Here is a 21,698-nt window from a genome sequence, read left to right on the forward strand (position 1 = left end):
AATTTATCTAGGAGGTGGCGATGGCAGTCGAGCCGGCTCGAACCCTCGACGAATGCGCGAAGATCGCCGAAGCCGCAGGGGTCCACACCGTTGCCTGCGTGTTCAGCGACACCTGGGGCGTCGCGCGCGGGAAGCACCTGCCGATCCGCCAGTTCCTCCGAGACGGACGGTTCAGCACCGCCGCCGTCGCGTTGTCGTGGAACCCGCGCTCCGACGTCCAGCCCACGCCCTGGGCGGAGATGGACAGCGAGTTCAAGGACATGGCGGTCGTACCCGACCTCGACACCTTCCGAGTCGCCGGCTGGACCGAAGGGACAGCGGTCGTCATCTGCGACACGGTGGACCCACAGACCGGTGAGCCGACCGCCATGGACGCACGCGCGATGCTCAAACGGACGCTCCGCGATTACGCCGACCTCGGCCTGACCGTCCATCAGGCACCGGAGCTGGAATTCCATCTCTTCGACACCGCCTGGCAGCCGATCTCCACTAAGACGTGGTGCTACTCCATCGACCGCGCCGACGAACTCGAACCAGTACTCGGAGCCATCCGCGAAGCCATGCTGAGGACCGGCATCGACTGCGAGGCGAGCAACGTGGAGTACGGTCCGTCACAGGTCGAGATCAACCTCCGCTACGCCACGGGGATGACCGCCATCGACGAGACCATCCTGTTTCGTCTCCTCACCCGCGTCATCGCGCGCAGGCACGGCTACAACGCAACCTTCATGGTCAAGCCGATCAACAGCGGTGCCGGCTCGGGCATGCACATCCATCAGAGCCTGGTCGACGCGGACGGGCGCAACATCTTCGCCGAGCACGACGACCCGGGGCACGCACTGCGGTCCACAGCCATGAAGGGCTACGTCGCCGGACTGCTGCGCCGCCAACTGGAACTCCAAGCGCTGGCCATGCCCACAGTCACCGCCTACCGACGGGCGGAGGACTACTCGTTCTCCCCGACCCAGGTCTGCTGGGGACTCGACAACAGACTCGTCGGAGTGCGCTGTCTGACCCCCAACGCCTCCGGAACCCGCGTCGAGGTCCGGTGGGCCGCCGCGGACGCCAACCCCTACCTCCTCGCGCACGGCTATCTCCAGGCCGGACTCGAAGGAATGCGCGATGATGCCGTCCTGCAGCCGGTGTCGACCGGCGACCCCCACGCAGACACCACTCTCGCCCGGGTCGCGCCAAGCCTCGACAAGGCTGTCGAGGCGTTCCACGGCAGTGCGTTCGCCCGTCGCATCTACGGCGACATGTTCGTGGACACGTTCACGGTCATGCAGCGCAACGAACTCGCCGCTTTCGGCGCACACGTCACCGACTGGGAGTTCAAGCGCTATGCCGATGTCTTCTGAGAGCGGCGAGCCGGTAGGACCAGCCGACCAGCGCAGGAGCGCAGTCCTGGTCACGCACGAGGCCTACGGCGCCGACGACACCGGCGCGATCCGACGGTACCTTGTGGACCGCGGCTTCAGCGTTGCCCATCACTCCGTCTTCCCGCACGGAGAGATCCGCGACCCGGACCTGGCACTGCCCGACACGGCGGCAGCCGACCTGGTCGTCGTCTTCGGCTCCTTCGCGCACGCGTGGCAGCAGGAACACCAAGACTGGGTCGAGGCGGAGATCAGCTGGGTCCGACGCGTGGTGGAGTCGGACATTGCCTATGTCGGCGTCTGCTTCGGCGGCCAACTCCTGACCCGCGCCTGGGGCGGTCGCGTGGAGCCCGGCAACGGCCACGAGATCGGGATGCTGACCTTCCAGACAACTCCGGACTGCCCGATCCCAGGCGGCCCCTGGTTCTCCTGGCACAGCGACCGCGTGGTACTTCCGCCCGACGTCACCGTGTGGTCCCGCAGCGACTTCGGGCCCCAGATCTTCACCCGCGGCCGCTCGATCGGTGTCCAGTTCCATCCGGAGATCACCCACGCGTTGGTCGACTCGTGGATCCGGGCCGAGCAGGCCACGGTGGACAAGGCCTACGGGTCGGAACGACTGCGCGCGGAGGTGGACGCCGACATCGGGGCCTCGCAGACAAACCTCGGCACGTTCCTGAACTGGGTGATCGAAGCGTGGGTATGAGGACGAGACCCCTTATCGCCATACCGGGACGGTTCAGCCGGTCGGCCTCCGCCCTGCGATTCCGGGCCGTGGTCAACGCGCAGGCCCTGCTGGAGGCGGTATGGACAGCGGGCGGCGACCCCGTCACCCTGCTTCCCACCGACGCGACCACGCCCGCGGAGATCACGGCGAGGCTCGACGGCTATCACGGAGTGCTCCTTCCTGGCGGCGCTGACATCAACCCGGCCCTCTACGGGGCCGCCCCCGCTCCCGGTACCGACCCGCCCGACGACCTACAGGACGACTTCGACCTGGCCGTACTCCGCCACGCGCTGGACCACGCGATGCCACTGCTCACCGTCTGCAGAGGGACGCAGCTCCTCAACGCCTTCCTCGGCGGCACCTTGGAACAGGACATGGCCGCAGGGCACATCCACACGGTACAGACGGTCACTCCGGTCGAGCCGACCCTCTTCGGACCCGACCCCATCCCCGTCAGCTGCTACCACCATCAGCGCATCGACATCCTGGCAGAGGTGTTGGAACCGTTCGCCCGCGCGGACGACGGGACCGTCGAGGCAGTGCGGTACCGCACCGCCCCGGGCTGGGTCTTCGGCGTGCAGTGGCATCCCGAGGACACGGCCGCCGAGGACCCCCACCAGCAGCTCCTCCTCGCCACCTTTGTGGAAGCAGCACGGACATCGCTTCCGAGTAACCCCGTTGAAGGAGCGCCATGCACCCCGACGACATCGACCTGACCGACCTCGACCTCTACCAGGACGGAATCCCCCACGAGGCGTTCCGCACCCTGCGCGACCAGGCCCCTCTGTTCTGGAACGACGAGACCGACGGCAACAAAGGCTTCTGGTCCGTCACCCGGTACGAAGACGTCGCGGCGGTCGACAGAGACGCTGAGACGTACTCCTCAGAACAACAGGTCACACTCGAGGAGCTCGACGAGGAGCAGCTCCTCGTCCGCAGGTCCCTGATCGACACCGACGGAGCCCGGCACTGGGCGCTGCGCAAGGTGCTGGCTCGAGAGTTCAGTCCTCGTTCGGTGGCTCTGTACAGCGACTTCCTCACAAAGCTGACCGAAGCGACCCTCGACCGCGCTCTCGCGCTCGGCGAATTCGACTTCGTCGAGCAGATCAGTGCCGACATTCCGATCCGCCTGCTGGCGCGCATGCTCGACGTGCCGATCGAGGACACTGACAAGCTGATCGACTGGGGCAACCAGATGATCGCGAATTCCGATCCCGACTACACGGACGTCCTCGCCGGCAGTCCCGAGTCGGAGCAGTACCGCAACCTCCCCTTCCGCTCCCCGGCTGCTCTTGAGGTCTTCGAGTACGGTTTCAGACTCGCCGCGCACCGCAGGGGTGGCGCGGGGACCGACCTGGTGTCCAAGCTGGTCAACACCATCCCCGAGGACGGTGTCCCGCTCACCGATCTGGACTACCAGAACTACTTCTCCCTTCTGATCATCGCCGGCAACGAGACCACCCGGCACACCATCTCGCACACGGTTCGAGCGCTCGCCTCGCATCCGCAGGCCTGGGCCGACCTGAAGAAGGATCCGTCCCTGGTGCAGAACGCGGTCGAGGAGTTCCTTCGCTGGGCCAGTCCGATCCTCCACTTCCGCCGCACCGCGACCCGTGACATCGAGCTCCACGAGCAGCAGATCCGCGAGGGTGACAAGGTCGTGATGTGGTTCGGGTCGGCCAACTACGACGACCGAAAATTTCAGAACCCCGAAGTCTTCGATGTCCATCGCAAGAACGTCGAGCATGTGTCGTTCGGCAAAGGCAGCCCGCACTTCTGCCTCGGTAACGCGCTGGCGCGGCTGGAGATCAGGATCGTCATCACCGCGCTACTCGAGCGGCTGGAGAGCATCGAGCTGCTGAGCGAGCCGCGGATGGTGCGTTCGAACCTTGTGCACGGCATCAAGCAGATGCCGGTGCGGGTGCACCCTGCTCCGTCCTACCGAGGCACTGCCGGCTGAAGGCCGCAGCCCCGGTCCTCTGGTCCGTGCGTTACAGCGCACGGTTCCGCAAAGGCTCCTCTACCGGATGATCACGGATCGCCCGTTCACAACAACGGCAGCGAGGCACCGAGTACCAACTCGTACCGAGGCCGGAGGACTTCGTACGGTGCAGCTACGGTCGTCATGGTGCTGACCGGTGCCACTGTCGGTGCGCTGCGGCGGCCTTGTCTGGCGCGACCATGATCATGATCGAGAATGGGGTGACTCTCTGGGTTGGCTCTGCCGGAGACCGCTGGCCGGGCGGGCCACCCCTGCCCGCAGAGAACGTCTGGCCGCATCAGCATCGTGACGGCCACGCAGGGACCACTAGCGTGTTGTCGTTCAGGTCGGCCGGCGGTGCCGATCCGCGGGAGCTGGTCGACTGTTCACGGACAGCGGGACACCCGGGTGCGCGGACGCTTCGGCTGGGCCGCCGGTACCTGCCCGCCCGACATCCAGCCCGACTGGCACCCGGGCAATCCGGCCGTCCGTCATGGACGCCGAGGGAAAGCTTGCGCTTCACGCCGCAGCTTGCGGCACCCCACCAGGAAGTCGTCGGAGACCAGCAAGTCCACAAGGTCGTAGCCGAGCACGACCGTGGTCAGGGACTCGGTGTCCGCGCTTCCAACGGCAACGCGTGCGACCTCGCGCTTCTGCTGCACCACCGCGCCGGGCTGTGCACGCACTGACACCCGACGTAGCAGGTTGTCGTCGACATTGCCTGTCCGTGGGCGACGCTGAATGTGTCAGCGGTGCCTTCGTCTCTTGAGTCCTGGCCTGTGGGGGAGAACGGCACGTCCGGGTGTCTCGGGACAGGGTCGCAGATCGTGAGTCGGACGCAAAAAACGGCAGACCTACCGATGCGCAGAGCCGTAGCAACACGCAACCCTGGTCCTACCGGAACCGGAGGCGGTGCGCCGAGCGGTTCCCGCAACGGACGCGAGGAGCAGGTCATGAACCCCGAGGACATTCCTTGGACGCCGGCGGTGGAACTGGCGGCGAAGATCAAGGCTCGTGAAGTCTCCGCGGCTGAGGTGGCGGAGGTCATCGTCGAGCGAGTCGGGAGTCTGAACCCTGAGCTCAACGCCTTCATCAGTTTTGATCCCGAGCAGGTGCTCGCCGATGCCAAGGACTGCGACCGGAAGACGGTCGCGGGCGAAGAAGTCGGGCCGCTTCACGGGGTTCCCTACTCCATCAAGGAACTCACCTCGATGAAGGGCCAGCCCCTCGCGTTCGGGCTCAAGCCGCTCGCTGGCGGGATCGGCCAGCGCGACGCTGCCGTCGTGACACGGATGCGAGATGCCGGCGGAGTGTTCCTGGGGAAGACCAACACTCCGGAGAGCGGCTACTGGGGTGGAACGGAAGGCCACCTCTACGGAGCGACCCACAACCCCTGGAAGCGGGACTACAGCGCTGGCGGGTCGAGCGGTGGCGCCGCAGCCGCTGTCGCCGCGGGTCTGGGCCCTCTGGCGGAGGGCAGCGACGGTGCAGGATCGGTTCGCATCCCGTCCTCGCTGTGCGGCGTGGTCGGGCTCAAGCCGTCGATGGGCCGGATCCCCCAGACGATTCTCGCAGGCCGGTACTACACCTGGGCCTACCACGGGCCGATCACGAGGACCGTCGCTGACAGCGCGCTGATGATGAGCGTGGTGTCAGGCCCTCACCGCGAAGACCCCATGACACTGCCTGACGACGGCACCGACTACCTTGCCGAGACGCAGAGGGACATCTCCGGCTGGCGGATCGCCTACTCACCAGACCTCGGCTTGAGTACACAGGTTGACCCAGAGGTAGCAGCCATCTGTGCCGACGCCGTGACGGCGTTCACGGACCTCGGTGCTGTCGTCGAGGAGGCCACACCCGGCTGGGGCGACCCCGAATGGGCGATGTGGCATGGTGTCTGGGTGCCCGGATTCGCATCCGAGCACGACTTGCTGGACTGGGAAAGCCTGCACGGTGAAGTCGACGACGACCTGATCGGCCTGATGCAGGAAGCCGAGCAGCTGACCGGCGTGCAGAAGGGGAACGCAGACGCCTTCCGCGGCGGGATGTGGGACACCTACACAACCTTCATGGAGCGATACGACCTCCTGGTTTCCCCCACCCTCGGGGAAGCATCCTTCCCGCACGGTCAGTTCTGTCCGGACTGGCTGCAGGGTGAATCCCTTCAGCGGCGCCTGCTCGGCTGGCTGCTGACATACCCCTACAACATGCTGACAACGCCAGCAATCACCGTCCCTGCTGGCGTCACCTCTGATGGCCGCCCGGTCGGGCTGCAGATCGCCGGTGGCCTGCATGCCGACGGGGCCGTACTCCGGGCAGCCGCTAACTTTGAATCGGCCCGTCCCTGGGCCGACCGCCGGCCGAGCCTCTAACCAGGTGCACACCCTCGGGGTCGGAGACTTCCGTACGCGTCTCCGACCCCGAGGGCGGGTTCGAACGCGCCAGTGCGTGGCACCCGGGGCGATGTCGGCGACTCGGGTCTATCGATGATCGCGGCTGCCGACTGCCCCTGATCCGAATTTTAGTGCGACGACGGTGCGCACCTGCTAGAGGAAGTCCCGCTCACCGTTGCGGCCATCGACACCGTGGGTGGAGGACAGCTTGGTAAGGACGGCGGCGTCGCTGTTCTCCTGGGCGGCCACCCATGCGGCCTGTCGGCGGGAGCGGTCCGGTGAGGCGTGCTGTGCGTTGAACAGCATCAGCCTTACGGCCTTGTCGGTCGACGACGTGCGAGGGTTCGTCCGCGTAACCAGCCCGGTGAGTGCGCTCTTCGGTCGGCGCCCATTTCATCGAGGAACGCCTGGCTCTGGGGCGTCTCCTGAACGGCGGGTCGTAGGGACGCCAGGCTGTCACGGATCACTCCGCTGCTGGCCCGAAGTGCATGTGCCAACTTGGCGGCCAAGGCTGGAGGTAGCCCTCCGTCGTTCAGCCCGCACGCGTGGACCAAGTCGTGGGCATCGTTCGCCTTCCCGGAGGAGACCAGGCTGGTGAAGCGGGGGTTGGCCAGGCACTCGCGGGCAGCGTAGCCGTCGGTCGCGACCGTGGTTCGACGGTGCAGTTCCTCGGCGACGAGGTGTGCTGCAGAGCTGTCGGACTGATCGAGGAGGTCCAGGACGGTGAGCCCGAGGCGCGTGTCGAAGACAGCCGTACCGGTGGCGGGTTCGCGCTGCAAGTAGCTATTCACCATATCGGGGAGCAGGTCGTCGACGGAGCGGTGGGCGGCTCGGTGACACATCACGGCCAGGCAGGTGGTGACGGCGTTCTCCCAGGATTCGCCAGGTGTCGTCTCGGCGACGAGGCGGGTGGCGTGCTCCGGGTCGCCGTGGAGGGTGGCGAGTACGGCGACCTGCCGACCGTCCAGCATCCGCAGTCCGAGGCCGTGGTGCTTCTCGATGTGGGCGAGGGCCTCAGTCCAGCGGCCGGCGGTGGTCAGAGTGCGGGTGCCGTCGGCGAGAATCACCCGCCACAGCCACGCGCGTACCTCGTGCCGATCGGTGTCGCTGGTGGTCAGCTTTGCAGGGATGCGAACGCCTTCGAACCCGACGGGGGCGGCGTTACTGACGGCGTCGAAGAGGTTGAGGAGGCGCTGGCGACCGTCGTCTGTGTTCCCAGCGCGGATCTGGAGCCGGGCGAGGTTGACGACGGGTTCCAGGGCTCGGATTGCGGTCATGCCGGGGAGGGGGGTGGCGTTGAGGTAGGCGACGGCGTGCTGGTGGCACCAGCGGCGGGCGAGGTAGGGCAGGCCGAGGTCGGAGGCGAGGAGTGCGGCCTGGTTGTAGACCGCGGACGCCAGGCCTTGGTCCGCCTTCGTTTGGGCTGTGGCGGAAAGCTCGACCAGGGCGCGGACGCGCTGCGGGAGCGGCAGGCAGGCGGGGCGGAAGCGGGAGATGAGGGGGAAGCGCCGGGCTATGGAGGCGTTCGGGTCCATGGGGACTCCCGGAGAAGGGAACGGCGAATGCGGCTGCGGGCCCGCCGTTGGAAGGCGGGCTCGCAGCCGAGGGGCTACTGCCAGGTGACGAGGACGCGGTTGAGCGGGGTGTCGAGGAGGAACGTGCCGGATCGCTGGTCGACGGGCGGCGCGTCGAGCGGCAGGAGCTCGAAGTCGGCTTCCCGGCCGCGGTACTCGCGGTCCCAGGTGCGGATAGCGTGGGCGGTCTGAGAGGCGAGATCCTCGCTGCCGGGGCCGTGACCGATGACGCCGAACTCCCAGAGTTTGCCGCCCTCGGGTGTCATTTCGTCCAGCAGGCGCCGGGTGAGGTAGATGAGCGCGCCCTTGTCCACGGCGGCTGTGGAGGAGGGGTAGGGGTCATCGGTGAGCACGGTGCCCTTGGCGCTCTGGGGGAACAGCATGCGGATCAGGCCGGAGGGCAAAGAGCAGGAAACGAAGAGCTCCATCCACTCCGGGCTCTCCATGGCGCGGACCTTCATCCCGGTCCATTGTTCGGTCCGCGGCTGTTCCAGGACGCCAGCGAGGGCGTCGGCGTCGATCTGCTGTCCGGCGGGGGCTTGGAGGCGCACAGTGCTCTGCGTGGAGAGGGGGATGACGCGGCGGTCGTCGTCGGCGATGCCGCATCGCAGGGGCATGAAGGTGTTCATCTGAGAGCCGGACGAGATCCAGCGGCCGTCGCGCTCTTGGTAGACGATGGAGCGCGAGACGCTGCCTTTGAGGCGCTGGGGGGTGACGAGCCGACCGCCGGGGGCGAGCTGCTCGAGCCAGGCGGGCGGAATGCCGTGTGCGCCGACTGTGGCGACGATCCGGTCGTAGGGTGCTCCTTCGGCGTGGCCCAGGGCGCCGTCGCAGGTGAGGGCTTGGACGTTGGTGAAACCAGTGTCGGCGAGGTGGGCGCGCGCGCCTTCGACGAGGTCGTCGTCGACGTCGATCGTGGTGACGTGTCCGTCAGGGCCGACGAGGTGTCCGATGAGGGCGGCGTTGTAGCCGGTGCCGGCGCCGAGTTCGAGGATGCGATCGCCGGGCTGGGCCTGCAGCTGGTCGAGCATGAGGGCGACGACGCTGGGCTGGGAGGCGCAGGAGATTGAGGTGCCGTCGGTGTCGTACTTGATGTTTACCGGCGCGTTGGCGTAGGCGTCGGTGAGCGACGCGTCGGGGACGAACCTGTGCCTCGGGACCGTGCGCAGCGCGCTTTCGACCTCGGAGGTGCGGGCGTGGCCCTCGGTTTTGATCTGGTCGACCAGGGCGTTGCGCAGGCACTCGGCCTCGGGTGTGGTGAGCGTGTCGGTGTTCACCGCGCTGACGTTATCGGCGGCGGGGGTGTTGGCCTTGGTGGGCGCGGTGTCGTCGCTCGATCCCATGACTGCCTCTCGTGCGATGTGGAACAGGGTGTGCTGGTCTGCGGCCGGTAGGCCGGCCCGGTTGGCGTGGAAGATGACGTGGTGGGTGATGACAGTGCGCAGGCCGCGAGTCAGTTCGCCCTGCGCGGCGAGGTGGGCGAGGGTCATGCCCGCCCGTTCGAAGGCGGCGATCCACTGCGTGTGGCCGTCCAGCGGCCCGCCCGCCCGGCACAGGCTGCGTGCCTCGATGGCCATCAGCTTCCGCATCGACGGCAGAAGGCTCTCGGACAAGTCGGGTGTCGGGGTGCCGGGGCGCAGGGCGGCGGCCTTGCTCCACACGTCGCCTTGCTCGAACCAGTCGAGGTTCGCGGCCCGCATCATGCTGCTCAGCAGCAGGACGGCCATCTCCGGACGGTCCAGGTGGCCGGGGCCTATCTGGTAGGCGAGGAGGTGGCGGCTGTCCTCGTGGAAGAGGTCGTGCGCGGTCGCCATGGCGGGCCAGCCGCCGAAGGCGTGCATCTCAGGCTCGTAGATCCCGGTCGTCCAGGAGGACGCGACGCCGTCTGCGACCAGGTCGTCCAGCAGCGCCGTTACGGCCGGGGCGGGTTGATCGGCCAGGTACCGCAGCGGCCAGGGCTGTTTGTTCATGAACCACCAGCCGCTGAGCTGCCGGGTGGCCTCTGCCTCGTGCAGGACAGAGGCGAGGCGGTCGGTGATGGCGGCGCGCGCGGTCTGCCGGTCGGGGAAGGTGATCTGGTGCTGCTGCCAATGGTCGGCGGGCATCAAGGTCCTCTCGGAGGTCAGGCGACGAGCAGGAAGGCATCCCAGTGGGTGCGCGGCGGGGCGGTGCCGGAAGTGGAGAGGAGGCCGAGCCCGATACCGGCGGCGCCGTCAAGGAGACCGGCGCCGGGAGCGCCATCGATGAGTGCCGTGCCCGCGTCCTCCGGTTTCGAGCCGGGCGGCAGCAGGGTGGCCAGCAGGTCGGGCAGAACGGCGCGGAGCTGGTTCGCGGTCTCGGGCGCGGCGTCGGCGGCGGCCCGGCCGGTGATGTGGGCGAGTCCGGCGAAGCCGTGGCACAGGCCGGTGTCCGTGGTGGCCCACAGCTGCTCGGGGTCGGTGAGAGCGTTCAGGAAGGCGTTCTCGGCGACCGCTCGGCGGGTGGGATCGCCGAGCGCGAGGGCGGCAAGCTGCTGGGCGCGCGCTATGCCGGCGGTGCCGTAGCACCACGAGGGACGCCGGGGACCGGCGGGCGCGAGCTGCCCGGTGCGCAGCTCGTCGCGGGTGACCCAGTACGGCCAGGTCCCGTCGTGCGTGGTGGCAGTAGCCCAGTGGTCGAGCCAGGCCAGGATGGTGCGCAGGGCCTGGCTGTGGCCGCTGACCTTGGTGCCGCGGCGGGCGCAGAGCGCGAGCAGGGCCAGAACGGAGCCGACGCCGTGGGCCATGCCGGTGTTGCTGTGGCCGCCGGGGAATTGGTCGTCCGGCCGTCCGGAGGGCCCGCTGAGCGTCCACCACCCCGGCAGAGTGTCCCCTTGATGAGTGAGCGGTTCGGTCAGGCGTACGCAGTAGTCGAGGATCGATTGCAGGGCCGGGCCCGCCGGGTCGCGGCGCAGGAGGTAGCCGCCGAAGCCGGTCAGTCCGCGGATCGCGTCGAACTCGGCGAGCGCCGGGAGTTGTCCGGCGTCGACTCGGCGGTGCGCGTCGTCCAGGCGGCGTTGGACGTCGTCGAAGATCCGGCGGTCCAGGAGGGCGAGTTCGCGTGCATAGGCGCCGGGTAGCCCTTCGGCGGCGCAGGCCAGGACGTGCGCGAGTGCGGGGGCGCCGTAGAAGGGGTGGCTGTCGGCGCCGCTGGTGAACGGGCGGCGGGTGGCGGCCGCGAGCCAGTCGTGGGCGCGCTGCCACGGGCCGAGGCCAGCCGCGGCCCGCTCGATGTGCAGCAGAGCGATACCGATCGGCCCGAGTGCGAGGTGCTGCCGGGCGGCCTGCGTGCTCACCGTGGGTGGCGCGGTGCCGGGGTGGGCGAGGCGGTCGGCGATGCTCGCGGACAGGCCGAGGGCGGTGTCGTTGTTCACCGGGTCCTCCTGGGACGGGCGTTGAAGGCTTGGGCGGCGGCGCGGGCGAGGTGGAGGCAGATCTCCTCCTCGGGGAAGTTGACCGCGACGTGCCGTACGAAGTGGGTGTGCAATAAGGAGGTGAGGACGTCGTCCAAGGCGATGCCTTCGGTGTCCGGGCCCGGCAGGTGCTTGCGGTAGGCGGCCAGTGCGACGGCACGGTCGGCCCAGCCCGCGACGATCGCCTTGCCGCCGGGGACCGCACGGAGCGCGGCCCAGCCGTCGTGGGGGTCGGCCAGGCGGACGGCCTCGGTGAACTGCTGCCTTGGGATCGGCTTCGGCGCTCGGTGCGGGATGTGGTCGATCAGCCAGCGCGCGCCGGCCTGCGGGCTGCCGAGGAACGCTGAGGTGATCGCTAAGGTGTGGGCGGCCACCAGAGCGCGTTGCTGTGGGCGCCTGGGCTGGGAGAGCTGGGTGATGACGGCTCGAGAGTCGGCCCGGAATACCTTTTCGGCGGCGTCCCATGCGCTTGCGGAGCCCCAGCGGCCCATCTCCCGGTAGGAGGTGGGGTAGCGCAGGTCTGCCAGAAGCCCGTCCGTGCGCAGTTCGTCGGCCCACGCGCTCACCGTACGGGCGGCGTCCGCGAAGCCAGCCGGGTCAGGCAGGGCGATGCGCAGGCGCAGGTGCTGGTCGGGGTCGCGGAAGCGGATGAACCACCATGGGGGAGAGCCGAGCCGGTCAAGGAGTTCGGGGATGTGCCGGGTGAGCACGGCGTCCTGGCGGCGTAGGTCTCCATACAGGGTGGCCAGCAGCACCGAGGACGTGCCCGGCGTCTGGGTCTGGGGCCGGGTGAGGGTGCGGGCCGGGGTCGGCTGGGGAAGCGGCGGCCACGCTGCGGACCTGGTTGCGTTGAGGGGGATGATGATGTCGTGGGCCCGGCCCTGGCTCCAGCCGTATGCCTGCGGGCCCGGCGCCTCGGTGAGCACCACGGCGGAGGCGCGGTCGAGCTGCTGGCGTAGCAGACTGCGGTGGGCGGCCTGGTCGAGGTCGAGTGGGAGGAGCCGGTCGCCCTGGACGAGCCGCACGTGCTGAGGCAGGCGTCGGCGGCTGTGCCATTCGTCGAGCGCGAGGTTCCACTCTGCCGTCGCCCGGTCCTGGCCGGGTAGGTCGGCCGCTTCCAGCCGCCACCGGGCCGGGGAGAGCACGATGCGGCCGTAGCGCAGGCGCGGGAGGAACGGCGCTGTCGCGGCAACTCCCCAGTCGAAGGCGGTCACCCGGGCGCACTGGCCGCGCGAGAGCTCGGTGAGCAGCCGGGCCAGTGGCGGGGTGTGCTCGGTGAGATTAAGCGCGTGCATGCCCACGGCCTCGATGCGGCGGCCAAGACCCGGGGCGGCCAGGTACATCCGGCGGCCGTCGCAGGCCACGGCGAGATCGGCCGGAGTGAGAACGTCCGGGGCGGGTGGCCGGTGTTCTTGCAGGCTGATCAGCAGCGGCAGGATGCGGGGGGTCCGAGTGACGTGCGCGGTATCGGGCAGCAGCGGAGGGAAGGAGAGCTGGGCGGGATCAGTGCCGAAATCGGCGGTGGGCAGGTCGGTCAGCTCCGCGCACAGCGCCTTACGCGCGGCGGGATCCAGGACGCTGGCGAAGCGGCCGGTGCTGACCCCGGCGCCACGGGACACGCTCGTGACCGCCAGGGTGAACCGGCCGTGCTGCACCTCTTCGACGCTCGTCGCGTGCAGCCGTATGCCGATCTCCAGGTGCGGCGGCATCCGCGGTTCCTTCGGCCCCATGTTCAGGGCTTCCACCATCTTGTCGGAGAGCACCACTTCGTCGTGCCCGTCGAGCGCGGCGGCCTGGGCCAGTCGGAGGAGTATGTCGTCCCGTGGGGAGATCCGCCGTTGGCCGGCGCCGGCCGGGGCACCGGGGTAACCGGCGGGGTAGCCGATGCCGTTGTCGGCGACGACATCGAGGAGGGGCACCATCGTGCCGATGCCGTACCGCTCATAGAATCGCTGGTGATACTCGCCCAGTCCGCGGCCCCCGTACGGGCGGGCACTGAGCCGGGTGAGGACGGTGGCGGCGCGCTCAATCTCGCGCGCCACTTCATCGGGCAGCCGGAGATGTGCGTCGAGACGGAGGTCGAGCGCCAAGGGGTGGCGGCGAAGGCCCGGCACCAGCTGCTGCATCAGCGCGGCCACTGCCTCCCGGTCATCCGGCGAGGCGCACTGGAGCAGCCCTGCGTGGACGGCGCGAAGGTCTCTGACCATCCCAGCGAGCGGGACGAGGGCGCCGCCCCGGGCCGTGTCGAGCTGGGCGAGGACGTAGCCGAGGGCGTCGGGTTCGGTGGCCGGTGCTTGGAGGTTCGTGATCAGCACGCGCCGCCTGATCAGGCCTGCCAGCAGCCCGTGGACCCGCTCGGGGACCACGCCGGGGAACTCTGCGCCCAGCTTCTCGGCCAGGTCCTCGAACCGGACCGGCTCCTTTGCTGCGGCAAGGGCACTGCGCACTGGGGAGGACAGCTCGATCGACGCCTCCACCGCCCGCCGACCGTCGTCCTGGTACGGGACGATCAGGCGACCGTCCCTTACGAAGGCCGTGTTGTTCACCATGACGGACAACCACGGCAACAGCTCTCCGCTTCTCTCCAGTTGCTCGACCAGCCGGGACAGCCACTCGGCGCCGACCCGCGCGACAACCACATGATCCTCGCCCCAGACGGCGGCAGTCCTGTCACCGAAGGCGGCGGTGGTCACGCCGGCGAACAGACCGAACGGTGTGGCCCGGTGCCTTGCCCGAAGCAGGTAACGGACCAGGGAGAGGCCGACGCGCCGGACGTCGCGCCTGGAGGGTGCCGGGGACTCGCACAGATTATCGACCTGGGTCCCCAGGTCCGAGCTGGCGTGTCGCACGGCCTCGACCAGGGCTGCGTTGCTCCAGACGGCGCGCACCCAGGCGAGACGGCTGGCGGTGATGTCTTCCTGACCGGCGTCGGGGAGGGGGCGGTCGTCGAAGTCGGGGAAGGGATCCTCGGCCGGTGCCGGTCGTGCTACGGCGCGGACGAGGGCGGTCGTGCCGGCCCGGAATAAGGGTGGTGCGGTCACGAATGCCTCCTTGAGCCGGGCGGGAAGGGCGGCCGGGGCCCGCCGCACCATCGGTGTGGCGGCCCCGGCCAGGTGCGGGCTAGATGGGTCAGGTCAGGCGACGTTGGTGGTGCAGGCGCCGCAGGTGGTGCCGCAGTTGTCGTCGGTCAGGTTGGTCAGTCCGATGGCATCGGAGACCTCCAGCAAACCGACGTTCAGGGTGAACCCGTCCTCCTGGGCGAGGGGCTCCTGAGCCTGAGTGGTGCTCTGCGCGATGTTGCGCGTCATGTCAATTCCTCTTTCATGGTTGGGTGTTGTTGGCTTGATGGCTCTGCCGTATGCAGGAGGCCGGAGAGTGGCCGGTGGGCTGGCTCCGTCGGCCCGGGTCTGGCCACCCCGACGCGAAGCCGCGGCGGGAAGCTTTTCGGTGTCACCTGTGCAGGCGAGTCAGCCACTGGGTGGAGCGAGCGGTCACTGCTCAGGGCAAGGGACAGCACGGCTTGACATCCGTCCTCACCGACCAGCGTGCGCCCAGGCCAACCTCGTAGTCGGGCGACGATCCAGAGTGGCGCCTGCGTGTCTCCGGCTATGGTGTGTCGGGCTGCCTGCGCGACCTCTTCTGGAGCAGCGTTCCGGCAGTCCGTCGGGGCACCCCACGTGGTGTTCGCGTCGGCCTTGACCTCGCCGATCAGATCCAGCGCGATGTCGGGTCGGGCGGTCATCTGGAGCTCTCCAGTTTGGCGCCGCCAGCAGAGTCGAGACGGCGCGTAGCGTCGGTCTGTGCTGGGAGGACGACGGTCAAGGGCTCCACGGGAGATCCTTCGGGATAACTGGGCACGCGATTGGTGGTGATGGATGGCCTGTACGGCAGACCGTCAGCCCAGGCGTTGAGGCCGGGGTAGCCGACCTCGGCCTTTCGTGGGCAACGTCGGCGTATGAGGCCGCTGAGATGACCGAGTGTCGGTCAACTGTGCGTGCACGGCCTAGTAGTTGATGGGAGTCTTGCGGGAGTCCCGTCTCTGCGGCGGTACGCTCAGGCTGTGCCTGCCTGATTGGATTTCGTCGTGGACGAGGATGAGCGCACACCCCACCCGCTGGCTGCAGTCCGCAGCGCGCGCGGGTTCAACCGTGTCGAGTTCGCCCAAGCGATACACGGCGCTGCCCGCCGTCGCGGTCTGCGCACCGGCGTCGATAAGGCCCGGGTGCGCAAATGGGAGGTCAACGGCGTACGACCTGACGTCGTCTCCCAGACCTACATCGCGGAAGTCCTGGGCATCTCGGCCGATGACGTTGACCCTGCTGTCTGGCCCGCCTGGCTTCCTCGCATCGACCAGGGTGTCGTGCCGCTCGGCCTTGCGAACGTTGTACCTGCTCTGCGAGAGGCCCTGCACACTATGGACCGCCGTAACCTGCTCAGCGCTATCCCCGGATCCGCGCTCGTTGCCCTGGCCGGAAGCTGGACTGGAGCCCAACCGACCGCTCTTGCCCATGGCCCTTCCGGCCCGGGCGCCATAGTGGGCGAGGATGTCGTAGCCCTGCTGGAGGAGACCAGCGCCCGCCTGAACGCACTGGCGACGGAACAACGCCAGCACATTGCGCCTCTCTACGACGCCCACCTCGCGCGCGTCACCGATCTGATCGGGGAGCAGCGCTACCCCCGCGTCCTAGGAGTGCGCCTGCACAAGCTCGCCGCCAGCCTCGCCCAGACAGTCGCCTGGATCCGCTTCGACCATGGTCAGCACAGCGCCGCCAGCCGATACTGGATTGCCGGACTGCACAACGCTTACGTCAGTAGCGACCGTGATATGGGCGCGGCCCTCCTCAGCGACCTCGCTTACCAAGCCTCCTGGCGGGATGACCCCACCACCGCCGCTGGCATCCTCACCAAGGCCCTCAGCCGCACCACGCACCCCGCAGCCAGTTCCTTGCTGCACTTGCGACTGGCACGCGCCCAAGCCGCGCGCGGCGAACGGCGCGCCACGATGCAATCCCTGCATGCCGCAGAACGCCTGCTCGATGCCGGGGACGTAGACGACACCCCGCACTGGTGCTCGTAGATGTCATCCGCCGACCTGGCCGTGGACTCAGGCCGCTGCCTGCTCGACCTCGGCGACACCACCCAGGCACACCGCCTCATCGCCGAGGGTCAAGCGCTCCTGCCCGTCAGCCGCGACAAAACCCGCGGAATCTTCCTTGCCTACCGGGCGCAGGGGCATCTCAGTCGTCGCGAACCCGAGGCAGCAGCTGCCGACGCCCTCGAAGCTCTTCGCCTGGCTGAACGGATTGGAGCCCCACGATGCGTGCAGCTCGTCCGGAATTTAGCTCCCTCCTTCGCGCCGTACAGCACTGCAGAGGGTGTGCCCGAACTGCTGCAGGCTGTCGCATAGTCCGGACATCAGATGCGCACGCCCATCGGCTCGTCACCGGATACGTCGCTGCCCCCTCGTACTGCACGACCAGCTCGACACCACGGGCGTACGGCTCCGACCAGGACGTGTTCGGCGACCGGGCCCTGACCGCCGTCTCCGCTACGGATGTCAGGTCACGATGGGGCCGCAGTCATCACCTTCGCCGCCTGGCCAAGAGTTCGACTAGGGCGAGCTGCACAGCAGGAGGCTTGTTTTCGGACATTTAGGTGGCATTCTGCGGTTCGACTCACCTGAAGGCCCGTACGGTGAACTGCGTCTGAGGCGGGATGTCTCCCCCGTCATCCCGCCTCAGATGTCTGTCTGGCGAGGGCGCTTGCGTCGTCTCTCTGTACTCGGCTGTCGCGGTGGGCCACGAGACGGTCGGCCACCAGGCGGTGGGCAGTGGAACACCATGACGAAAGTGACCGCAGCGGATACCCTCCCCGTATCTCCTGGTCGACCCCCCTGTCCTGCGGGTGCAGCTCCCCGGGGCTCAGTTGGTACCCGCCCCGGCCTTGATACGTCTTTTCCGGCCGCATCCAGGCCCGTCGTGGTGGCTCGAACGTGAGCGGGTCTGGGCCCGAACTTCTGCACCGCACAGTCCTTCCCGACGGGAAGGACTGTGCGGTGCAGGCACCTGGCCAAGAGCACGCTGAGCTCGGTCAAGAGTTCGCCTCGTTGAAACCGGTGCTGGGCGCCCACGCCGGTACACCAGATGCTTGTCCCGGAGCAACCACGCGACTGTGTCCGCACCGCCGCTGGCCCCATGACGCCCACCGAGTCGTCGCCGGGTAGCCGGCGGCTCTCTTGTCGTCGGGCACGTGGCGGGTGAGCCACTGCCCGCGAGTCTCGGACGGGGTCCTTGGCTGCCCGCGCGAGGGCCGGGGCCCACGGTCGCTTTCCTTGGGTATACCCGAGAGGTGCACTGAGGGCGGTGGGGGGTGGTGCCGGGGGCAGAGGAGTTCATCGCCCTGCTTCGGCCGGTCCGTTCGGCGGTGGCGTGGCGGTGGTGGGTTCCTCGGCTCCGAGGATGCCGTCGGTGTGGGCCAGGCCGATGAGATGGGGGACGTTCGCGGCGCCGGCCTGGCGCACGAGTACGTCGGTGCGGGTACGCAGGGCCCCTGTGGGGATGCCCGTGGCGCGGGCGATGTCGCCTCGCTGGGAGTGCTCGGCGAGGGCGTGGATGAGCCGTCGCCCGTCGGCGTCCGGCACGAAGGAGTGCCGCACGGTGAGTTCGGGCGGTGGAACCTGCTTGAGACGCAGGAGGGTGTGGGCGAGAACCGCGCGGGATGCGCGGGGCGGGCAGTGCAGGCGCAGGCGCATCGTGCCGATGTAGGAGCGCACGGTCTCCAGAGTCAGGTGCTCCGCTTCGGCGATTTCGCTGTTGGAGAGCCCCCAGACGTTGTGGGCGCCGATCTTCCTTTGGGTGGTGGTGAGTGGAGTGATCAGGGTGGTGCTGCGGGTCATCAGATGTCCAGGTAGGTAGGGAGGTGAAGGGCGCTCGATCTACTGCGCGGGTCCGGGCAGGGCTGTGTGGGGTGCTGGGTGGCTGTCCGGTCCGGGGGCGGGGATGTGCGGGACCGGGAGGGCAGGCGTCCGATGGGGGGAGAGGACGGTGGACAGTCGTTGTGACCATTGGCCTTTGCTTTGGCCGAGTGCGACTTCGGCGAGGCGTAGGAGTTGGATGTCGGATGTTCCTGCGGGGGCGGGGATGTGGTGGGCGTCGCGCAGGTATCGGTTGATGGGTGTGTCGGTCAGCAGGCCGGCTGCGGCGTGGATTTCCATGGCGGCGCGGGCGGAGTCCAGGGCGAGTTCTGTGTTGATGAGTTTGGCGTTTATCAGTTCGGTGTCGCAGGCTGCGCGGGTGTCCAGGAGGTGGGCGGCGTGGTAGGCGGCGAGGCGTGCTGTCATCAGACGGGACTGCATCTGCCCGATTTTGATGGTGATGTTGGGCAGGTGGTGGAGTTGTTTGCCGTAGCGGACGCGTTCGCTGGTGAAGCGGGTGGTCTGTTCCAGGATCGCCTGGTGGATGCCGAGGGCGACGGCGGTGAGGTTGGGGCGCCCGTACAGGACGCTGGAGGAGTAGGCGATGTCGCGGCCGTCTCCCTCATCGCCGAGGCGGTTGCTGACGGGTATGCGGCAGTCGGTGAAGTGCAGTTCGCCGAAGCTGAACCCGTGGAGTCCCAGGGCTCGGACAAGTGGGGGCAGGGTGAGGCCGGGGCGGTCGGCTTCGACGAGGAAGCCGGTGAGGCCTCTCGAGCCGTCGCCGGTGCGTGCGACGACTCCGTGGAGGTGCCCGATGTGGGAGTTGCCGATGTAGATTTTGCGGCCGTTGAGGACGTAGTGGCGTCCCTCGCGGCGTGCGGTCGTCTGCATGCCGAGCACGTGGCTGCCGGCGTCGGGTTCGGTGACGGCGATGGTGGGCAGGCATGTGCCGTTGGCGATCTTGGGGAGCCAGGTCTGCTTCTGCCGTGCGTTGCCGAAGTGGATGATCTTTGCGACGCCGAGCTGGGATGCCTGTGCGACGGCGCCCATGGCTCCGCTGACCCGGGACAGTTCCTCGATGATGAGGGTCTTGGCGAGGTGCCCGGCGCCCATGCCGCCGTACGTCGTGTCGACGGTGACGCCGATCCACCCCTGGAGGGCGATGGCTTCCGCCAGCTGTGTCTCGACCGCGCCGGTGTCCTCCATGTCCGCGACCCGTGGGGCGATGTGGGACTCGGCGAAGGCACGGACCTGCGCGCGCAGTTGGTGATGGCGTTCTTCGAGATAGGCGTCGGACATGGGGGCTCCCTCCCTGGTGGCTGCTCGTGGCATGGGGTGGTGCGGGGTTGTCTACGGCTGGATGCCGGCGCGCTGGTGGAGAAAGGCCATGACATGGTCGCGGTGCTGCTTGATCAGGGCGAGAGAGTCGCGGCCGGTGCTCAGGTCGCGTTCCACCGGGCCGACGAAGCACACGGTGCCGAGGACCGTGTCGCCGTGCACGAGGGGGGCCGGCGTAGGTGCGGATGCCGATCAGGTCGACGACGGTGTTCCCGGCGAACCGGGGCGAGGAGAACACGTCGGGGAGGACCAGGGCCTTCTTGCGGGCGACGACTTCGGGGCAGAAGCCGTGGTCGAGGGGCATGCTCCGGCCGACGGTCGGCAGGTCACTGTCCTCCCCGGGGGTGTGGAGCCCGAAGAACTGCTGCCGGTCGCCGAAAATGTTGACCATGGCGTAGGGGGCGCCCGCCGCCTGGGCCAGGCGCGCGGCGAAGGCATCAAGTTCGGGCGTAGGGCCGGTCAGGCCGAGGGCGCGCAGGAGGGCGTCCTGTTCGGGGTGCGGCGTGCCCGTGTGCGGGTGGCCCGGGGTGTTCGTCATGTGCAGGCTCCAGAAAAAAGGTCGCGGGGTCGCATGCTGTGTTCGACGAGGCGGATCAGTACGGTCATGGCGGACCTTCGATCGCGGACGTCGCAGGTGAGGACGGGGACTTCCCTGTCGAGATCGAGTGCCCGCCGCACTTCCGCCGGCGTATAGCGGTACGCGTGGTCGAACTCGTTGACTGCGACGACGAACGGCGTCCGCAATTGTTCGAAGTAGCTCACGGCGGCGAAGGAGGCGTCCAGGCGGCGCGTGTCGGCGAGGACGACAGCGCCGACCGCGCCATAGGACACGTCGGGCCAGGCGAACCAGAATCGCTCCTGCCCGGGCGTGCCGAACAGGAAAAGGATCATGGGGTGGGGTGGTTCGGCGAACGTGATGCGGCCGAAGTCCAGGGCCACCGTGGTGGTCGTCTTCTCCGCCACACCGGTCAGGTCGTCGACGCCCTGACTTGCGGCGGTCAGGACTTCCTCGGTCGTCAGAGGCGGAATCTCGCTGAGCGTGGCGACCATCGTCGTCTTGCCGACAGCGAAGCCGCCGGCCACGACAATCTTCAGCTCCGCTGACGGGAGGAGCGTCGCCTCTGGTTCAGAGGCGTGTGCGTAGGCCATGAAGGAGTGCCTCCAAGAGATATACGTCGGGGTCGGCTTCGGTGCTGGCCGGGTTGGCCCGGGCCAGTGCGTCGCAGTCGAGCAGGTCACCGATGAGCACCTTCACCACCTGAACAGGCTGGTGGGAGAGTGCGGCGAGTTCGGCTACGGAGCGGGGCGCACCGCTGCAGTGCAGCAGCAGTGCTTCGCCTTCGGGGCTCGGGTGGACGGTGCCAGGGGAGGCCGGTCGGGTGATCAGGCAGGTGGTGAGCTGGAGCGTGTGGTTGGCGCGGGTGCGGCCGCCGGTGATCGTGTAGGGGCGGACGTCCCCTAATGAACCGTCGGCCCAGCCGCTCGTCCCCACGTCACAGTCCTTGCCCGTTGAACGGGCTGGGCCGGGCTGCTACGACGAGGTGCTCGTTCAACCCGCGGATGAAGGTCTCCATTTCGTAGCCGACCTGGCCGGGGCTCGCGTCGGGCGTGGCGACGACGGCCAGCACGGTGTTCACTGCTGCGTTGTTGGTGAACTCTGTGCCGGCGCTCATGACGAAGAGGCTGCCGCCGTCGTGTTCGACGACGACCTGGCGGATTCCGCCCGGCATGTCCCTGAATTGCTGTCGCCCGAGCGAGTACAGGCCGGAGATGACGGCTGCGAGGTTGTCGGCGTCGTCGGTCGGCTGTTCGGTGTGGGCCAGTTTGAGGCCGTCACCGGAGGCGAGAACGGCGCTGGTCGTGAAGGGGACTTTCCGCAGGAGCGCGTTGAGTAGTCCGTTGAGCTGCTCACGCGCGGTGTGGAAGTGCGTGGTGGAGTTGTCAGAAGTCATGTGGTTTTCCT

At 68.4% G+C, this 21,698-nt stretch carries 18 protein-coding genes and 1 pseudogene; 6 read left to right on the forward strand and 13 right to left on the reverse strand.

From position 1 onward, the window contains the following. The first annotated feature begins 20 nt into the window (after window positions 1-20). The 4 genes from JE024_RS39510 to JE024_RS39525 are packed head-to-tail and all read left to right on the forward strand — an operon-like array spanning window position 21 to window position 4,063. A complete protein-coding gene (locus JE024_RS39510) occupies window positions 21-1,358 on the forward strand; it encodes a glutamine synthetase family protein (RefSeq protein ID WP_205378780.1) in 1,338 nt (445 codons plus the stop codon). Next, window positions 1,348-2,082, forward strand: a complete 735-nt coding sequence (locus JE024_RS39515; RefSeq protein ID WP_205378781.1) for a type 1 glutamine amidotransferase — start codon at window positions 1,348-1,350, stop codon at window positions 2,080-2,082. Before JE024_RS39510 ends, JE024_RS39515 begins: the two co-directional genes overlap by 11 nt. Beyond that, window positions 2,079-2,819 carry a gamma-glutamyl-gamma-aminobutyrate hydrolase family protein gene (locus JE024_RS39520; protein ID WP_205378782.1) on the forward strand — a complete coding sequence of 247 codons (741 nt, stop codon included), beginning with the start codon at window positions 2,079-2,081 and terminating at the stop codon, window positions 2,817-2,819. Before JE024_RS39515 ends, JE024_RS39520 begins: the two co-directional genes overlap by 4 nt. Beyond that, window positions 2,795-4,063 (forward strand): cytochrome P450, encoded by a 1,269-nt coding sequence (locus JE024_RS39525; RefSeq protein WP_205378783.1) that lies wholly within the window; start codon window positions 2,795-2,797, stop codon window positions 4,061-4,063. Before JE024_RS39520 ends, JE024_RS39525 begins: the two co-directional genes overlap by 25 nt. Before the next feature lie 512 nt (window positions 4,064-4,575). On the opposite strand, the gene JE024_RS39530 is transcribed toward JE024_RS39525, so the two are convergent. Beyond that, a complete protein-coding gene (locus JE024_RS39530; RefSeq protein ID WP_205378784.1) occupies window positions 4,576-4,749 on the reverse strand; it encodes a hypothetical protein in 174 nt (57 codons plus the stop codon). A 288-nt stretch (window positions 4,750-5,037) separates the two neighbouring features. Here JE024_RS39530 and JE024_RS39535 point away from each other — a divergent pair, with 288 nt between their 5' ends. Continuing rightward, the gene (locus JE024_RS39535) at window positions 5,038-6,459 is read left to right on the forward strand and encodes an amidase (RefSeq protein WP_205378785.1); all 1,422 of its coding nucleotides are present in this window, start codon (window positions 5,038-5,040) and stop codon (window positions 6,457-6,459) included. Window positions 6,460-6,633: 174 nt separating this feature from the next. Here JE024_RS39535 and JE024_RS39540 read toward each other — a convergent pair whose 3' ends face one another. From JE024_RS39540 to JE024_RS39565, 6 genes are all read right to left on the reverse strand, one after another. Next, window positions 6,634-6,786, reverse strand: a complete 153-nt coding sequence (locus JE024_RS39540) for a hypothetical protein (RefSeq protein WP_205378786.1) — start codon at window positions 6,784-6,786, stop codon at window positions 6,634-6,636. A gap of 5 nt (window positions 6,787-6,791) precedes the next feature. Continuing rightward, window positions 6,792-8,015 carry a hypothetical protein gene (locus JE024_RS39545; RefSeq protein ID WP_244883734.1) on the reverse strand — a complete coding sequence of 408 codons (1,224 nt, stop codon included), beginning with the start codon at window positions 8,013-8,015 and terminating at the stop codon, window positions 6,792-6,794. 74 nt (window positions 8,016-8,089) lie between these two features. After that, complete coding sequence (gene fxlM / locus JE024_RS39550; RefSeq protein WP_205378787.1) at window positions 8,090-10,159, reverse strand: methyltransferase, FxLD system; 2,070 nt, start codon at window positions 10,157-10,159, stop codon at window positions 8,090-8,092. A gap of 17 nt (window positions 10,160-10,176) precedes the next feature. Further along, window positions 10,177-11,445 (reverse strand): lanthionine synthetase C family protein, encoded by a 1,269-nt coding sequence (locus JE024_RS39555; protein WP_205378788.1) that lies wholly within the window; start codon window positions 11,443-11,445, stop codon window positions 10,177-10,179. After that, entirely contained in the window at window positions 11,442-14,525 is a 3,084-nt protein-coding gene (locus tag JE024_RS39560; RefSeq protein ID WP_244883736.1) for a lantibiotic dehydratase, read from the reverse strand. Before JE024_RS39560 ends, JE024_RS39555 begins: the two co-directional genes overlap by 4 nt. Before the next feature lie 93 nt (window positions 14,526-14,618). Continuing rightward, window positions 14,619-14,792: an FxLD family lanthipeptide gene (locus tag JE024_RS39565; RefSeq protein WP_205378790.1), complete on the reverse strand. Its 174-nt coding sequence runs from the start codon at window positions 14,790-14,792 to the stop codon at window positions 14,619-14,621. A gap of 776 nt (window positions 14,793-15,568) precedes the next feature. Between JE024_RS39565 and JE024_RS39570 the strand changes: the two are divergent. After that, a pseudogene (locus JE024_RS39570) lies at window positions 15,569-16,891 on the forward strand (NsdA family TPR-like regulatory protein). Window positions 16,892-17,875: 984 nt separating this feature from the next. On the opposite strand, the gene JE024_RS39575 reads toward JE024_RS39570, so the two are convergent. From JE024_RS39575 to JE024_RS39600, 6 genes are all read right to left on the reverse strand, one after another. Beyond that, entirely contained in the window at window positions 17,876-18,379 is a 504-nt protein-coding gene (locus JE024_RS39575; RefSeq protein ID WP_205378791.1) for a helix-turn-helix domain-containing protein, read from the reverse strand. Window positions 18,380-18,418: 39 nt separating this feature from the next. Next, window positions 18,419-19,696, reverse strand: a complete 1,278-nt coding sequence (locus JE024_RS39580) for an acyl-CoA dehydrogenase family protein (RefSeq protein ID WP_205378792.1) — start codon at window positions 19,694-19,696, stop codon at window positions 18,419-18,421. 51 nt (window positions 19,697-19,747) lie between these two features. Continuing rightward, window positions 19,748-19,897, reverse strand: a complete 150-nt coding sequence (locus JE024_RS41745; protein WP_244883739.1) for a hypothetical protein — start codon at window positions 19,895-19,897, stop codon at window positions 19,748-19,750. A 372-nt stretch (window positions 19,898-20,269) separates the two neighbouring features. Then, window positions 20,270-20,884, reverse strand: a complete 615-nt coding sequence (locus JE024_RS39590) for a GTP-binding protein (RefSeq protein WP_205378793.1) — start codon at window positions 20,882-20,884, stop codon at window positions 20,270-20,272. After that, window positions 20,862-21,227 (reverse strand): DUF742 domain-containing protein, encoded by a 366-nt coding sequence (locus JE024_RS39595; protein WP_205378794.1) that lies wholly within the window; start codon window positions 21,225-21,227, stop codon window positions 20,862-20,864. Before JE024_RS39595 ends, JE024_RS39590 begins: the two co-directional genes overlap by 23 nt. Window position 21,228: 1 nt before the next feature. Continuing rightward, the gene (locus tag JE024_RS39600; RefSeq protein ID WP_205378795.1) at window positions 21,229-21,687 is read right to left on the reverse strand and encodes a roadblock/LC7 domain-containing protein; all 459 of its coding nucleotides are present in this window, start codon (window positions 21,685-21,687) and stop codon (window positions 21,229-21,231) included. Between the last annotated feature and the right edge of the window lie 11 nt (window positions 21,688-21,698).

The sequence above is a fragment of the Streptomyces zhihengii genome (assembly GCF_016919245.1).
Taxonomy (GTDB): domain Bacteria; phylum Actinomycetota; class Actinomycetes; order Streptomycetales; family Streptomycetaceae; genus Streptomyces; species Streptomyces zhihengii.